Below are 15,122 nucleotides of genomic sequence, written 5' to 3'. Positions count from 1 at the left end.
TTTGTTACACCCTAACCTAAGTTATAAAGCAACACAAGGCTAAACACATAAAGCAGGAATATAACCAGTGTATCCCAGGCCATGAATATCCTTTTCTTTTGATAAGGGAATATAAACCCTATAATAGCCACTGCTGTCATCATCAATACAATAAAAACCGTCATTACATTAATATCGGCAGCATCTTTTAAAAGAAGTCCTTTGGTATATAATATATCGTCTATAAACAGGATGAAGATATTAAAGATGTTGCTTCCTAAAAGGTTACCAACAGCCATATCGGCAGATCCCATTCTTACGGCAGCTACAGAAACGGCTATCTCCGGCAGTGATGTAGATACTGCTAAAAACAGCGTACCCACAAACGATTTACCCAGTCCTGTCTGTTCGGCAATATGCTCGGCAAAAAACGGCAGGGATAACGCAACGACAATAATAATTAACGCAAAGAAAGAATACCTCAAAATAACTCCGCGTAAGGTATACACCTCAGTATGTCCGTTATCGGTAACCTCAATACTATCACTGGCATTTGCCTTTTGGTATCTGTATATGGTACGAACCGACATTAAATACAACACCGCAAAACTGATACTGGTAATTCCAATTGAATGTGAAAACAGTATATCGGTCTCAAAAAACAGTCCAAGCCCTACAAAGGCCAGCAGTATCACGCCAAAAGAAGCCGCCAGTATATGGCTTTGCGAAACCTGAGAGAAAAGGGGTTTATTTTTTGACGTAAAAACATCCATAAACGAGAGAAGGCAAAGGTTAAGGGCACAGCTCCCCAATATGTCTCCCATCGCCAAATCGGCCGACTGCACAATGGAAACCGAACTTATACCTACCATAAGCTCAGGAAGTGATGTTACGGTAGACATTAATATTAAACCTATAAAGGCTTTACCCATACCGGTCATATCGGCTAGTAAATCGCCATAAAAAGAAAGTTTTTTACCCGCAAAAAATATAATTGCAGCACTAACGAGAAACCCTACTATGTACATTAAAATATTATGAATTATTGGTTTGTGTAAAAATACTAAAAAACATTTGCTGTCTGAAAAAGAAAAGGGGGCTTTCGCCCCCAATAACTAGTAACTATACACTTAAACACAATTTATGAAAACAATTTTGCCGCCTGGACATGCATCCAGTCGTAATTACGTTCACGCCCCAAGCTTACCCAGCCTTCCTCTTCCCAAAACTCCCACCATTTATTATACTCAGGGCGGGCAAAAGTAGCTTTATCACTACCCCAGCGAAGCTGGTTATTTATTGGGTCGAAATCAAGGGCTATACCCCATGAGTGGGTACTTAATGATGTACCGCCTCTCATAACACGGTAGTTAAAGCATCCGCCAAAATAATCCAGACGAAGTCTTTTTATTTCGGTTAGCCCGTAATAATCGTGAACTTTATTTAATACACGTAGCACACTGTCTTTAACTTTAGCATGCGCCGTGATTTTAGTAACTTTTTTTGAAGTATCCCATGCGAGTAACATAGGATAAGGTATGGGAAACGTAGTAAGGTTTTTATTTCCTGTTGGTTTGGCTTTTCCGTAAAACTCCTCTAATTCCGACTGACTTTGTACCGGCCAGTTATTAGGGTTTACAGGCTCCCTGTCTTCTGCCCTCCAAGGTTGCGGAGTTTCACCATATAGAAGGATGTATTTGAGCTGGTCGTAGGCCGACTGGGTACGTTGTCCCCATAGTCCGTCTATTGGTCCGGGGTCAAGTCCTTGCTCCTTTGCATACAATTGTATAGCACCTACCAGTTTTCTTTCGTCTTTCCAGCTTTTAGGAAGATCTTTAAGCTTATCCAGTGCGGCATAGGTTTTTTTACCTGCAATGCCATCAATAGCTCCCGGATTAAGCTTTTTAAAAGTAAGGTAACGCTGTACAATCCTGATTATTTCGGGTGTGGGCTCCATAATCTGTGGGATTTATATCTTAAAGTTAGGTTTTTTGTTTTTAAAAACCCTATTTAATTGATAAACAGCACAAAAAAGCGATAAAAAGCAAATTAGTACTCTCCGTCTACATAAAACCAGCTATCTCCCTGTTTTATAAAGTTTGATTTTTCGTGGTGTATTTGTCCTTCAAGGTTATTATCAATATAATACGCTTTGAACTCAACGGTAGTTTCGGTAGTATTTAGCACTTCAAGCCTTATCCATTGATTACTTCTTGACCATTCGAGCATAGCCGATTTGCTGTGATGTCTTCTTTCCTTTGGTGCAGTGGTTACCCATAAATAATCGGCATTTTGCACCACATAAGCCGAATAACGGGAACGCATAAGCGCTTCGGCTGTCGGCGCTTTTTCGATGCCGTTAATATAAGACTGGCAGCAATTAACAAATAACTTACCGGAACCACAATAACAATTTACTGAAGACATGTTTTTTATTTTGTACAAAAATAAAAAAAGAGCCGAAGCCCTTTTTATTATTTATTGAATATTATTTGGTGTTACTTACCTGAGTCGTATGACTTACCTTGGTAACCATCTTCATTTTCATAGGCATCCCTCCCTGTTCCATATCTAAGTCCATACTAATTTCTCCATCATTAACAACAGGATATTTAGTATCTATATCATAAACCATTTTACCGGTTCCATTACCTGAACCTTTCAAACTTAGACCGTCTACAAGGTCTCCATCCATAGAAATATCATGTACTACATCAAAATAAGCTTTTTTACTTTCAACTTTCTTAAGTGTATAGGTTATTTTATCATTCATCTTTATAGCTCCGCCACCAACAGGCATCTCAACAGGAACATCCTGAACAAAAGTTTCTCCTATTTTAAGGGTCTTTTTAGGGTAATCGATTTTTGTAAGCATATCTTTCACGCCTTCAAGAGCCATCTGTTTAGCCTGTGAAGGCATATCCGGTGCAACGATAGAGTCAAAAACAGGTACAAATTCCCCTTTTTTAACTTTACCATACATATCCATCTTTACGTCATTGGAATTCCCTGGCATACCTTCCATTTCCATTGACATAGACATTGATGTAGTCATAACAACAGGTATCATTCCTTTAGCTTCTTTTTTAGTAGAAATTTCCCCGTTAATAGAAATTTTCATGTCCATTTTTTGGGCATTTCCTCCATATTCCATGTCCATTTGTATACTTTGTACAGATGCCTGCTCATACTTTTTACTTGGCAGTAACTGTATATCAAGTGTTACGGAATCCTGTGCTTTCATGGCTCCTGCCATAAGGAAAGCGGCAATAAATAATGTTGCTTTATTCATGGTGTGTTTTAAGTTAAAGCTGCAAATATACATTAAAAAAAGGGCCTGAGCCCTTTTGTTATTTCTGTAATTTCTTATTGTATTCTTTTATAAGATTGAGTGTAGTAGTATCTGTCGCAAAAACCGAATTAAGCCCCTGTGGTTCCTGCGGAGGATCGGTGGTAAAATCATCTCCTTTATTCCACTTACCGTTTTCAGGATTGTTTTTACCTATACCGCCAAAGCCCCAAAAGTTAAGTCCGGCAAAAGCTTCCTTATTTGTAACGCTTTGTTCTAATCTATCGAAAACCGACTTATAAAAAGTATCCCTGTTTGCTACAGATGCCTTTTTATCAAGGCTCTCCCCTTCACGCGGAAGTCCAAACTCCTCAAGCACTATAGGCTTGTTCAGTTTTTGCGCCACAGCTATATGGTCGTTAATATACTGTTGTGCATTAGTAATGACAACAGGTAGGGTTTCCCCGGCATTTTCATGCTTAAACCAACCCCAGTTTTTAGGCCATATGTGCATTGTTAGATAATCTATTTTAGGATTGTTATGCGTACGCTCATAAATAGCGATATCATCTGCCGAGCCTGCCTTCCCTTCAGACCCTGTACATATTAAATGATAAGGATCTAGTTCGTCTATAAGGTTTACCACATCGTTAAGCCAAAGTGTAAATTTCTCCTCATTATCAGCAGTGAATACCCTGGGCTCATTAGCCACCTGCCATGCCATAATAGTATTGTCTTCTGTATACTTTTTATCGTTATATGTGTTTGATCTTCCTAAGATGAATTTTATATGGTTTTTAAAGGCCTGCATACAAGGTTCACAACTATGGAACTGCTTGGTATAGTCCATAAATTCAGGCCATGTGTGAGGGGGAACATTAGGGTTAGGAAATTCTCCTTTACCATTCCACTCAAGATACTGCGCCATGCCGCCGCTCCATTCCCAATTATTGGTAAGGTATAATACGGCATGCATATCGCGTTTTGCCATTTCGTTAAGTAAGTAATCCAGTCCGTCTAACAGATTATTATCATACTGACCTTGTTTCGGCTGTAGTGCCGGATTAACCGTAAAATCCTGAGTACCGGCTTCTGCCCCTACCAAAATACGAAGGTTGTCTATACCGTACTCTTTCATCATATCCAGTTCTTTTGCCAGCCGTTCCCTGTCACCGCCTTCTTTAGCTGCAATGAGTGTTCCGTACCAGTAATTGGTTCCTATATAATGATAAGGCTTGTCTCCTTTGTACAGTTCAGTCCCCTTAACGGTTATTCTTTCGGGTGTAACAATCTCGGTTGTTGTGGCTGTGTCTTCCGTTTTTTCTTTTTTGTCTCCGCAGGAAAACAATAAAGGCAACGTTAGCAAGCCTGCCAGTAACTTATTCATATTATGGTTTAGTTTAGGTTTTTAAGTATTTGTGCTGCCGATTCGGGCGTTATGTCCCTTTGTGGCGTAGCCAGCATTTCATATCCCACCATGAATTTTTTTACCGTAGCCGAACGTAACAATGGCGGATAGAAGGCCATGTGCCAGTGCCATTCGTTATGTTCTTTACCATCGGTAGGTGCCTGATGTATACCCGCCGAATACGGGAATGAAACATCAAACACCTTATCGTATATCATAGTTAGCCTTTTGTAAGTATCGGCTAAAGCTGTTTTCTCATCATCGGTCATATCGGTAATCCTTGCCATAGCACGCTTAGGGATAATCATAGCCTCATAAGGCCATGTTGCCCAAAAAGGCACTATTGCAGCAAAATGATTGTTTTCAAAAATTATGCGTTCGTCTTTTTGAAGCTCCTTTTGCAAATAGTCTGACAGTAATGTATCCCCGTGTTTTTGGAAATACTCCAGCTGGTAATGTTGTTTTTTTGAAGGCTCTACCGGAAGTTTTTGGGAAGCCCATATCTGTCCGTGCGGATGCGGGTTACTACAACCCATTATCTCGCCTTTATTCTCAAATATCTGTACGTAATTAATTTCGGGGTCACTACCCAGTGTATGATATTCCTCAATCCATAAATCAACTACTTTCCTTATGTCTTCCACCTTCATTTGCGGAATCGTTAAGCTGTGATCGGGTGAAAAGCATATTACCCTACAAATCCCTTTTTCTGATTCTGCTTTAAAAATATCGTCTTCAACAACATCAAAATCAGGTGAATCTTTTAATAGGGCAGAAAAATCGTTGATAAAAACATACACGTCCTTATAATCGGGATTTTGTTCTCCTCCCGAACGGGAATTACCCGGACATAAATAACAACCGGGATCGTACTGAGGCCTTACCTCTGCCGAATGTTTCTCTACCTGCCCCTGCCACGGGCGTTTGCTCCTGTGTGGGGAAACCAGTACCCATTCTCCGGTTAAGGCATTATATCTTCTGTGTGGGTATTCGTTTAAATTCTTATCCATTTTTTATTACAGTAGCGCCATCCCCTATACTTACAGGATATACTTTCAGTTCTTTATTATATTGTTTATGATAATTCTCTCCTACCTGTTGGATTACCTCATCAACAGCATTTGTTTTTATTAGGTTGATAGTACAGCCGCCAAAGCCGCCGCCCATTAATCGGGCTCCTAAAACATTAGGGTTATCGCTTACTGCCGAAACCAGAAAATCTAATTCTTTACAGCTTACTTCATACTGACCTCTTAGCCCTGCATGAGTTTCAAACATTTTTTGTCCAACCGCTTTTAAGTTACCTGCTTCAAGAAAAGCAGCTACCTGCTGTACACGTTGGTTTTCCTCTACCACATAGCGGCAGCGGTTGTATACAACCGTATCATTTGGATATACATACTTATCAAGCATTTCGAGAGATACATCACGAAGGCTGTCTACCAACGGTACATATTTTTTGACCATAGCCACACCTTCCTCACATTGTTTTCTTCTCACATTATATTCTGAAGATGCCAGGGAATGCTTAACATCACTATCAAACAGTAAAAGGCTTGCTCCTTCAAGCTTTAACGGCTTATATTCATACTGAAGTGAACGGCAGTCCAGTTTTATAAGGGTATCTTTTTTACCGAATACACTGGCAAACTGATCCATTATACCACACTGTACTCCTGCAAAATTATGCTCGGCCTTTTGGGCTATTTGTGCCAAAGTGCTTTTATCCAAACCTGCATTGGTATAGACATTTAAAGTTACCGCAACAGCACACTCTAAAGCCGCCGAAGACGATACCCCTGCCCCAATAGGAATATTGCCTGTAAAAACGGCATCAAATCCTTTAACTTCTAAACCTTTTTTAATAAAGCCGTCCACTACACCTAAAATATAATTGGCCCAAGTTTTATGGTCTGTTTTGGCTAGGTTTTCAATTGTTGTTGAAAAGTCCTGTTTCATGTCCAGACTTTTCAGGTTAATGGTACTGTCCTCCCTTGGAGAAAGCACAAAGTACATCCTTTTGTCTATCGAAGCTGGCATAACAAAACCGTCGTTATAATCGGTATGTTCACCTAAAAGATTAATCCTGCCCGGAGCAAAGGAAACGATACTTGTTTCTTTAATAAACTGTTCTAACGATGCCGGAAGCATCTTTGTCTCTATCATATCCATTTATTACTATGGTAAAGTATACATATCAGGAATATCGTTTTGTAATACGCTTCCTGCTTTGTTGGCAAAAGTTACAAAATCCTGAGTATCTGTTTGTCCCGCTGGCGGAACATAATACCCATCCTGTGAATTTGCCCAAAACATTACAAACGCCAATTCCACATCGTTGCTAGTCATTGCGCTGTAAATATAATCAGAAAAGAAATGGTCAATAGGACTATTTGAAGAATTTATTTGAAATCCGGTTTCTGTCATTGCTGCGATTTTAACCTTTTCCTTCGCCAAATCAGAAATCATTTTAAGTTTAGCATTTGCTGTTACTGCTCCTGCTGTACCCTGATTGTTAAAATCACCATAGTTATCCATACCCAGTATATCCACATAGGTATCACCCGGGTAACGGTTTAGATACTGACTTTCTGTTGTGTATGAATTATCGGGAGAGAAGGCATAAATGACATTATGCACGTGTTTTGTATCCCTTAAATATTCTACAGTAAATTGCCATACCTGCTGGTATTGTGCCGGAGTACAGTAGGCACTACCCCACCAAAACCAGTTGCCGTCAAACTCATGAAACGGCCTGAAGATTACAGGTATAAGCTTATCGTTATTGTCCTTTAGATTAGAAAGTACACTAGCTACCTTATCCAGTTTGGCTTTGTAATAATCGTGGTTTAACCCTCCCGGAAGCAAACTGGGGAAAGCATTGTACTTTTGATAGTCGGTCATATCACTGGTATAAAAACTCTCGCCTTCAAAAGGTTCCCTGAAATGCCAACTGAAAATATTCACCATTCCCTTACTGTAAGCCTCCTTAACATCATCTGTAATCAGGATTTCCTGCTGATAGAACCAGTTATCAGGCTGCTCATTATTCTGGTCATCGGTAATAAACATAAAGTCAGAACCCAGCAAAGCCGGATCATTGCCTGTTGCCTTCTTCATGTCTGAATCTCCCACATCGTTATTATAAAAACCATTAAAGGCATCCTGCTGCCCTACTAAAAACTGTGTTTTCGAAAGGTGGTATAAATTATAGAATAAAGCTACGGTTTCATCGGTAGCATTTGCATCTACCATATAACTGCGCACATTAGCTACGGTAAGTTCATCAACGGTTTCAACGGGCTCATCAATTATCCCTTCGGTAGTTTTATTGTCATCGTCTGACGAACAGCTTATAAAAGTTATACATGTAAGAAACAATGCCGCAAATACTGAATTATAATTCGATTTCATAGTAGTTTCGTTTAGGAATAAGTGGTTTTTCAGCCCTGAAAAACCACTTATCACATAATGTGTTAGGTTTTTGAAAATTAAGATTTCAAACGTTTTCGAACTACTTGTTTTTTGTCAAAAAGGCGTACTATTCCTTCAATTAAGGCAGTCTTTTAATAAGTTCGATACATGCCCTTGAGTTATGGTACGGGCATTTCCAAAAACCAGCCTTATCTTTTTCTATAAGCGAATAATCTTTATTCACACCCCAAACCCATTCACCGTTGGTTTTATCCAGTATATGCTGCTGCACAAATGCCCAGTTCTTTTGGGTAAGGTCCAGGTATTTTTTATCTCCGGTTAACTGCCATGCATTCACAAGGCCAATCCATAATTCTGACTGTGGCCACCAGTGTTTTTCCTCAATCATTTGATTATTGTGCATTTCAAGCTCATACCACAAACCACCGTCATTATCCAGTCCTTCAAGAGCACCTTCGGTAAGTACTATAGCGTGCTTTTTATAGATAGCTGTAAGATTCACATCCTCTATAGCTTCGGCACACCATTGCAGTAACCAGGCTGCCTCAATATCATGTCCGTAAGAAACAACGTCTTCCTTCTCTACCCATTCCTCATTGAAGAATAATCTTAGGTGTTTACTATTGGTATTGATAAAATACTTATCTATAGTTTCCAGAAGACCTGCAGCTACCTGTTTTAGTTTTTCATCCTTCCACACCCTGTACAGGTTAGCATAAGCCTCCACAATATGCAGGTGCGTGTTCATGGTTTTCTTCTCATTGGCGTCCTTATCACTAAGGCGTAAATCATCTATAGGCTGCCAGTCCCTTGTAAAGGCTTCGAAGTAGCCTTTATGTAACGGATCAAAACTGTGTTCCTCTATTTTTTTATACAACGCTATTGCCATTTTAAGCGCCTCTTCATTTCCGGAAGCAGCATAAAATTCAGATAAGCCATATATGGTAAATGCCAGTGCATAAATTTGATTTTTGGTGTCTTTTGGAGTACCGTCATAATTTAGGCTCCAAAAAACCCCACCATGTTCCCTGTCATAAAAATAACGGGCAATATAATCAAAAGCCCTTTCGGCCATTTGTAGGTGCTCCTTATTTTGAGTGATAGGATAGGAAGCAGAAAATGCCCATAAAATACGGGCATTTAATACTGAACCTTTTGGATCATTATATTGTTTTGTCTCTGTATAGTCAATGGTTCCAATAAAGCCTCCGTTCTTTTCGTCTATTGCGTTTTTAACCCAATAATCCAAAATTGAGCGTAGCTCATTGTGCATTTGTGACTTTAATTCCATTACAAAAACTTTTTATTATTTTCTACCTGAGCAATAATCGTATTTACCGACCCTGCTGATGTAAAGGTATCTTCCGGAGTGTTCATTACATAATCCACCAACTTATCTACTGTAGAAACCGCCACATGCATACGTGTATCTGAAGATGCATAGTAAATATATACTGTACCATCTTCATCTGCAACCCAACCGTTAGAGAATAATACGTTAGAAACATCCCCAACTCTCTCTTCTCCTTCAGGCCCCATAAAATGACCTGCCGGTATATGTGTTACTTTAGAGATATCGTTAAGATCTGTCATGAACATGTATAGTGTATATCGCAGTCCGGCAGCAGTGTTACGGACACCGTGTGCCATATGTAGCCAACCTTTTTCTGTTTTAATAGGTGCAGGCCCAAGTCCGTTTTTAAGCTCATATATTGTATGATATACTTTACCACAAATGATTTTCTCATCCTGAACAACCGGATTTGTCATATCGTCAACAAAACCTAGGCCTATTCCGCCTCCGCTTCCTACATCAATAAAGCCATCCTGAGGGCGGGTATATAATGCATATTTACCATTTACAAACTCCGGGTGAAGCACCACATTACGCTGTTGCCCTGTGTTTGATACTAAATCAGGTAATCTTTCCCAGTTTACCAAATCTTTAGTCCTTACAATACCCGCATTAGCAACTGCTGCACTGGTATCACCTTTTGGTGCGTTAGGATCTTTTCTTTCTGTACAGAAAATACCGTAAATCCATCCGTCTTCGTGCTCAATAAGCCTCATGTCATACACATTGGTATCCGGTTCATCAAGCTGAGGGATTACACACGGTTTTTCCCAAAATTTAAAGTTATCTACACCGTTAGGACTTTCGGCAATCGCAAAAAACGATTTCCTGTCTACTCCTTCTGTACGTACAGCCAAAATATACTTACCGTTCCATTTCATGGCTCCGGCATTAAAAGCTGCATTCATACCAATACGCTCCATGCCAAACGGATTAGTTGCCGCATTAAGGTCATACCTCCATTCTACAGGAGTATGGGCTGCCGTAACTACAGGGTTTTTATATCTTGTATAAATACCATTAGTATCATCTACCGGGGTATTTTTCTTTTCAATCAGTTCCTGATGTTTTTTAACCAGAGATTCATAATTAGGTATTCTTACCTGGTTATTTGTAATCATCTCACTAGCCATATAATAATCTATATTAAATTCAAGTTTTTATTTTTTATTTTAGAAGTCGGAAAGCCTGTTCCACCAGGTACGTTTCATTATCAGTACTATTACCATCATTAGCCCCAGTACTATGGCAAATCCTGTCCATTTTGAAAGAATAAAATACATAGGGAGTAATGTTAACAGTATCTGTCCGGTAATCCCCATGGCTACGTTTGCCATATTGATACCAAAGTTTTTATTCTCCACAATAGTAGGATCCTGAGCCTGAGCCGCCTCTTTAATTGGTTTCCAGAAGCCCCACGGTCTAACTGTTTTGTAGAAATCTATAAGTGTTTCCTGATTTGTAGGAGGTGCCGCATAAGATCCTGCCACACAAGCCACAAACTGAATAATGATAAATACAGGGAAATAGTACAGCATACGGGTTCCGTCAAAATAATCGGTCACACCGCTTACTGATAATGCCGGAGGGATGGCGCTTGCAATAATACCCGCAAGCATACCCCAAAAGAATCCGTTTGCATTAAAGCGCCACCAGTACCATTTAAGTACATTAGCACACACAAATCCACCATAAAGTCCAGCAGTAATAATATTAAAGATCATGTTTACATCTTTAATCAAAAGACCTAAACCAACACCCAGTATAACCATCACCGTACCTGACAGGTAACTCATGGTGATGATTTTCTTCCTGTCGGCATCGGGTTTTATAAATTTCAGGTAAATATCGTTTACCAAATAAGCCTGCCCTGCATTAAGCGTGCCCGAGAAGTTGCTCATAAATGCTCCAAGGAAACCTGCCAGTACAAGTCCTACTAACCCAACAGGAAGATATTTATTGATTACGGCCGGCATTATACTCTCAAAGTTAATTCCGTCGGCGGTTTGTCCAAGGGTTAAATCTTTAAAATAAAGTATACCCAGTATACAAAGTCCCATTGTCATAAAGTAACGGATAGGAAGCAGAATAATGGAAATGAATCCGCTCATCTTACTGGCTTCTTCCGGAGACTTGGTACTTAATATCTTCTGGCAATCGTAGTTTGGTGCCGGTCCGGCTAAACTCTTAAGTACACCCGAGAAGAACATCATCCCTACAATAGCCGAGAATAGTTTGTACCCGTCCTTTTCCAGTTTTACCTGTGCATCGGCTAGGATGTTTTGCCATTCAAGACCCAGCTCCCAGCCAAACATAGGGCTATCCCACCCTACGGGCATCATATCTTTAATTGCTATTCCTGAATCGGCTAAATGCATCATGGCGATACTACCCACAAACAGCGAACATACAATCATAATCATGTACTTGATAAAGTCGGCCAAAACGATACCGTGCATCCCTCCTACAATACTGTAAAATGTAGCTACAAGACATATACTTACACCATAAAATTTTGCAGTAAGATCTTTTGCTTCATACAGAGCCGTTTCGTATGCCGGAGTTCCAACCTGGAAAGCATCCACATGCTGATCAAGGAACGGGAATACCTCTTTTACACTTTCATAAGGAATAAAGATCTCAAGAAATTCACCCACACCCACAAAGGCATAAGCCATATAGCCCACGCATAACATAAGTGCAAAAACAACTACCACAGCATGACTTTGCTTTACCCCCTTATCACTAAGCCCAAAACGGGTACCCAGCCATTCGGCTCCGGTAGTGGCATTACTTCTCCTTAACCATTTACTAAGGAAAACCATAAGGAATACCTGATTGAAAACAGGCCACATCCATGGTATCCAAACACTTTTAAAACCATATAAAAAGGCCATACTCACTAAAAGCATAGTACCACTAATATCAAACATATCACTGGCATCACTTAGCCCAAGCATGTACCACGGAAGTTTTTTACCTCCCATAAGGTAACTGTCTTTACTCTTCTTTGCACGGTTTTTCATGATAATCCCTATAACGATCATCATTAAAAAGTACAGTGCAATTATTGTTAAGTCTATCGCTGTTAATCTCATATCTTGAAATAGCTGCTATTACAGCTTTTAACTTATTGGTATAAATTTTCTTTAGTCACATCTTTTTGGAACAGCACTCTATCCTGATTGTAGTATTCTACAAAATCGGCTTTGTGTGCATGCCCGCTATATGGTGCATAATAATGCATTCTTGGCGGATTCATATACTCGTTCCAACCGTGGTTTCTCCATAACAGCACATATGATATTTTATAATCACCTATTGCATTGGTTAAGGTCTCTGTCCACCATTTTTCATAGGGTATAGCCTCATAACCTGTTTCTGCTATTGCGGTAAGCTTGCCGTGTTCATCTGCTGCCTCCTGCATTACACCAATTAAACTGTGTACGTTATCTGTATACTCTTTAAGCTTTTCCCCTTCACCGGTTTGATAAACATCAAAACTCATCATATCCACATAATCATCACCAGGGTAGTACTCTAAAAAGTCCGCTTTGGTTTTCACATTAGCGTCCGACGTATTGTATACATATATAAGGTTATGCACTCCTTTTTGCTCAAAGTAATCTACCGTAAATTTCCATAGTTCCTTAAACTGTTCAGGGCTGGTAGTGTTTTTACACCACCAAAACCAGTCGCCCGTAAACTCATGGTATGGCCTGTATAGAATTGGCACCAAATTACCGTCACTGCCTTTTAGAGAAAGGAAAAATCCAGCCGCATTATCCAGCCAACCTTTGTAAACCTCATGTTTAGAACCACCGGGAAGTACCGACGCTACCGTACCTTCAGGATTATCCCACGAATCACCTCCACTTAAAGGATTATTTACATGCCAGCTTATAGTATTAACACCGCCCCTGTCGTACACTTCTTTTATAAACTGCCTCATTTTATCAAAAGGCACTCCGTCAAGGTTTTTATCGGCATTATTCTCTATCCTTCCTATATCCCAACCGTATACGGCAGGATAATCTCCAGTGACATCTTTAACATCACTTCTACCCTCTTCATATTTCCACTCTACACCATAAGCAAGATCATCCTGATGACCGAACATGTATCCCTTTTCTCTTAATTTAAAAAGGTTTTTATACAAAGTAACTGTTTGCGCTGTAGCATTTTTATCTGCTAAAACACCTACAGCTATCTCTTTTTCTTCCTGATTAGTAGTCACTTCCTCTTTATTAACTGATTTCCCGCAGGAAACTACAGCTAAGGCTAGTAACAGTATTGATATCCTATTTTTCATTTAAATTTGTAGTTGGTTTAAAGAGAATGCTTTAAACTTGATAAATTCTTAATTTATTGACCTTAATATTTAACAAAGCACAATTTTAAACGTACTTTTTTGATAATGTCAAAGATAATTTTAGTCTTAAATTTAAGTTAATATTATTTTATCAATATTATATCATATAATTGCAAATAAAAACACTCAAATGAACACTCAAAAATTTCACAGAGAAATTCCGCCACTATCTAAAGGTGATAGTTTCCTGGTTTTTGACAGGATTAAAGATAGTTTTGACTTCCCTATACATTATCATCCGGAGTATGAAATTAACTTTATACTTAATGGCAAAGGTGTAAAAAGAATTGTGGGAGATCATATAGAGGAAATAGATGATGTAGAACTGGTATTGGTTGGTCCAAACCTGCATCACGGATGGGAAATGAACACCTGCAAGAACAAAAAGGTACACGAAATAACCATACAGTTTCATAACGACCTGTTTAGTGATTCGTTACTGTCACGACGTATAATGATGCCTATTAAGGACATGTTTAACCGATCTAACCACGGTATACTGTTTTCTAAAAAAACAGGTGAAGAACTAGCTAACAGACTAATAAGCATTTCTAAACTTGATGGTATGGATTACTTTCTGGAAATTATCTCCATACTTCACGACATGGCTAATTCCAGAAATCAGAGGCTGCTTTCCACCTTCACCGTAGACCACGATACTTTTGAAGATGACGATAAAATGAAACTGGTATACGAGTATATACAAAAAAACTTCTCTAACAAGATTACCTTAGATGAGGTGTCTGACATTACAAGTATGAGTCCTGTATCGTTTAACCGTTTTATAAAGAAACGAACCGGAAAAACATTTGTGAATTACCTTAATGATATAAGAGTAGGTTATGCTGCAAGGTGGCTCATAGAGAAAGATTTGAGTATATCTGAAATTGCATTTAAGTCGGGCTTCAACAATATTGCCAACTTTAACCGCATATTTAAAAGTATAAAGAACACAACTCCAAGCCAGTACAGAGATGAATTTTATGGCATGAAACGCTTTTTATAAACTAAAGCTGACTAAAAAATACACCTTAAAACCTTCATTTTATGATATTTTAATCATTGACAGTCAACATATTAAATATCTTCATAAAAGTAAGTATATTTTTATGATATATTATTTACGCAAACGTTAGAGAAAATATTATCATTAAATGATAAAATAATATTAACAAACGCTTAACATCTCCCATAAATTTGTTTTTATCAATAAATGAACTCTAAAATTACCGAAAGCAAAATTAAAGTGTTTATTTATTTAGAAATTAGTAACTAACCTAACACA

The 15,122-nt window shown here is 38.8% G+C and carries 13 protein-coding genes; 1 reads left to right on the top strand and 12 read right to left on the bottom strand.

Annotation, left to right across the window (positions count from 1 at the left end; translation table 11 throughout):
- Window positions 1-11: 11 nt before the first annotated feature.
- From Q763_RS14030 to Q763_RS13975, 12 genes are all read right to left on the bottom strand, one after another.
- Window positions 12-1,007: a sodium:calcium antiporter gene (locus tag Q763_RS14030; RefSeq protein WP_035135411.1), complete on the bottom strand. Its 996-nt coding sequence runs from the start codon at window positions 1,005-1,007 to the stop codon at window positions 12-14.
- 113 nt (window positions 1,008-1,120) lie between these two features.
- On the bottom strand, window positions 1,121-1,936 hold the full coding sequence (locus Q763_RS14025; protein WP_035135409.1) for a M15 family metallopeptidase: 816 nt from the start codon (window positions 1,934-1,936) through the stop codon (window positions 1,121-1,123).
- 92 nt (window positions 1,937-2,028) lie between these two features.
- Window positions 2,029-2,406 carry a YchJ family protein gene (locus tag Q763_RS14020; RefSeq protein ID WP_035135407.1) on the bottom strand — a complete coding sequence of 126 codons (378 nt, stop codon included), beginning with the start codon at window positions 2,404-2,406 and terminating at the stop codon, window positions 2,029-2,031.
- A gap of 61 nt (window positions 2,407-2,467) precedes the next feature.
- Complete coding sequence (locus Q763_RS14015; protein ID WP_035135405.1) at window positions 2,468-3,271, bottom strand: DUF6263 family protein; 804 nt, start codon at window positions 3,269-3,271, stop codon at window positions 2,468-2,470.
- A 58-nt stretch (window positions 3,272-3,329) separates the two neighbouring features.
- Complete coding sequence (locus Q763_RS14010) at window positions 3,330-4,655, bottom strand: glycoside hydrolase 5 family protein (protein WP_035135403.1); 1,326 nt, start codon at window positions 4,653-4,655, stop codon at window positions 3,330-3,332.
- A gap of 8 nt (window positions 4,656-4,663) precedes the next feature.
- Window positions 4,664-5,686, bottom strand: coding sequence for a UDP-glucose--hexose-1-phosphate uridylyltransferase (locus tag Q763_RS14005; protein ID WP_035135395.1), 1,023 nt, complete (start codon window positions 5,684-5,686; stop codon window positions 4,664-4,666).
- Complete coding sequence (gene galK / locus Q763_RS14000; RefSeq protein ID WP_198133473.1) at window positions 5,679-6,842, bottom strand: galactokinase; 1,164 nt, start codon at window positions 6,840-6,842, stop codon at window positions 5,679-5,681. The genes Q763_RS14005 and galK overlap by 8 nt, the downstream gene beginning before the upstream one ends.
- A gap of 12 nt (window positions 6,843-6,854) precedes the next feature.
- Window positions 6,855-8,090: a glycoside hydrolase family 26 protein gene (locus Q763_RS13995; protein ID WP_035135552.1), complete on the bottom strand. Its 1,236-nt coding sequence runs from the start codon at window positions 8,088-8,090 to the stop codon at window positions 6,855-6,857.
- 139 nt (window positions 8,091-8,229) lie between these two features.
- Window positions 8,230-9,402, bottom strand: coding sequence for an AGE family epimerase/isomerase (locus Q763_RS13990; protein WP_035135391.1), 1,173 nt, complete (start codon window positions 9,400-9,402; stop codon window positions 8,230-8,232).
- Window positions 9,402-10,586 (bottom strand): glycoside hydrolase family 130 protein, encoded by a 1,185-nt coding sequence (locus Q763_RS13985; protein WP_052123453.1) that lies wholly within the window; start codon window positions 10,584-10,586, stop codon window positions 9,402-9,404. Before Q763_RS13985 ends, Q763_RS13990 begins: the two co-directional genes overlap by 1 nt.
- Window positions 10,587-10,637: 51 nt before the next feature.
- Entirely contained in the window at window positions 10,638-12,563 is a 1,926-nt protein-coding gene (locus Q763_RS13980) for a sodium:solute symporter family protein (RefSeq protein WP_035135389.1), read from the bottom strand.
- A 32-nt stretch (window positions 12,564-12,595) separates the two neighbouring features.
- Complete coding sequence (locus Q763_RS13975; RefSeq protein ID WP_052123452.1) at window positions 12,596-13,777, bottom strand: glycoside hydrolase family 26 protein; 1,182 nt, start codon at window positions 13,775-13,777, stop codon at window positions 12,596-12,598.
- Between the two features lie 190 nt (window positions 13,778-13,967).
- Between Q763_RS13975 and Q763_RS13970 the strand changes: the two genes are divergently transcribed.
- Complete coding sequence (locus Q763_RS13970; RefSeq protein ID WP_035135387.1) at window positions 13,968-14,843, top strand: AraC family transcriptional regulator; 876 nt, start codon at window positions 13,968-13,970, stop codon at window positions 14,841-14,843.
- Window positions 14,844-15,122 lie beyond the last annotated feature (279 nt).

The sequence above is a fragment of the Flavobacterium beibuense F44-8 genome (genome assembly GCF_000769915.1).
GTDB lineage: Bacteria > Bacteroidota > Bacteroidia > Flavobacteriales > Flavobacteriaceae > Flavobacterium > Flavobacterium beibuense.
Note: the sequence above shows the minus strand (reverse complement) of the source record. Positions and strands in the feature narration are given on the sequence as shown.

Bases quoted from the DNA above. Each gene is read 5' to 3' on its own strand.
- Q763_RS14030 (WP_035135411.1), bottom strand. From the start codon at position 1,007: ATGTACATAGTAGGGTTTCTCGTTAGTGCTGCAATTATATTTTTTGCG.
- Q763_RS14025 (WP_035135409.1), bottom strand. From the start codon at position 1,936: ATGGAGCCCACACCCGAAATAATCAGGATTGTACAGCGTTACCTTACT.
- Q763_RS14020 (WP_035135407.1), bottom strand. From the start codon at position 2,406: ATGTCTTCAGTAAATTGTTATTGTGGTTCCGGTAAGTTATTTGTTAAT.
- Q763_RS14015 (WP_035135405.1), bottom strand. From the start codon at position 3,271: ATGAATAAAGCAACATTATTTATTGCCGCTTTCCTTATGGCAGGAGCC.
- Q763_RS14010 (WP_035135403.1), bottom strand. From the start codon at position 4,655: ATGAATAAGTTACTGGCAGGCTTGCTAACGTTGCCTTTATTGTTTTCC.
- Q763_RS14005 (WP_035135395.1), bottom strand. From the start codon at position 5,686: ATGGATAAGAATTTAAACGAATACCCACACAGAAGATATAATGCCTTA.
- galK (WP_198133473.1), bottom strand. From the start codon at position 6,842: ATGATAGAGACAAAGATGCTTCCGGCATCGTTAGAACAGTTTATTAAA.
- Q763_RS13995 (WP_035135552.1), bottom strand. From the start codon at position 8,090: ATGAAATCGAATTATAATTCAGTATTTGCGGCATTGTTTCTTACATGT.
- Q763_RS13990 (WP_035135391.1), bottom strand. From the start codon at position 9,402: ATGGAATTAAAGTCACAAATGCACAATGAGCTACGCTCAATTTTGGAT.
- Q763_RS13985 (WP_052123453.1), bottom strand. From the start codon at position 10,586: ATGATTACAAATAACCAGGTAAGAATACCTAATTATGAATCTCTGGTT.
- Q763_RS13980 (WP_035135389.1), bottom strand. From the start codon at position 12,563: ATGAGATTAACAGCGATAGACTTAACAATAATTGCACTGTACTTTTTA.
- Q763_RS13975 (WP_052123452.1), bottom strand. From the start codon at position 13,777: ATGAAAAATAGGATATCAATACTGTTACTAGCCTTAGCTGTAGTTTCC.
- Q763_RS13970 (WP_035135387.1), top strand. From the start codon at position 13,968: ATGAACACTCAAAAATTTCACAGAGAAATTCCGCCACTATCTAAAGGT.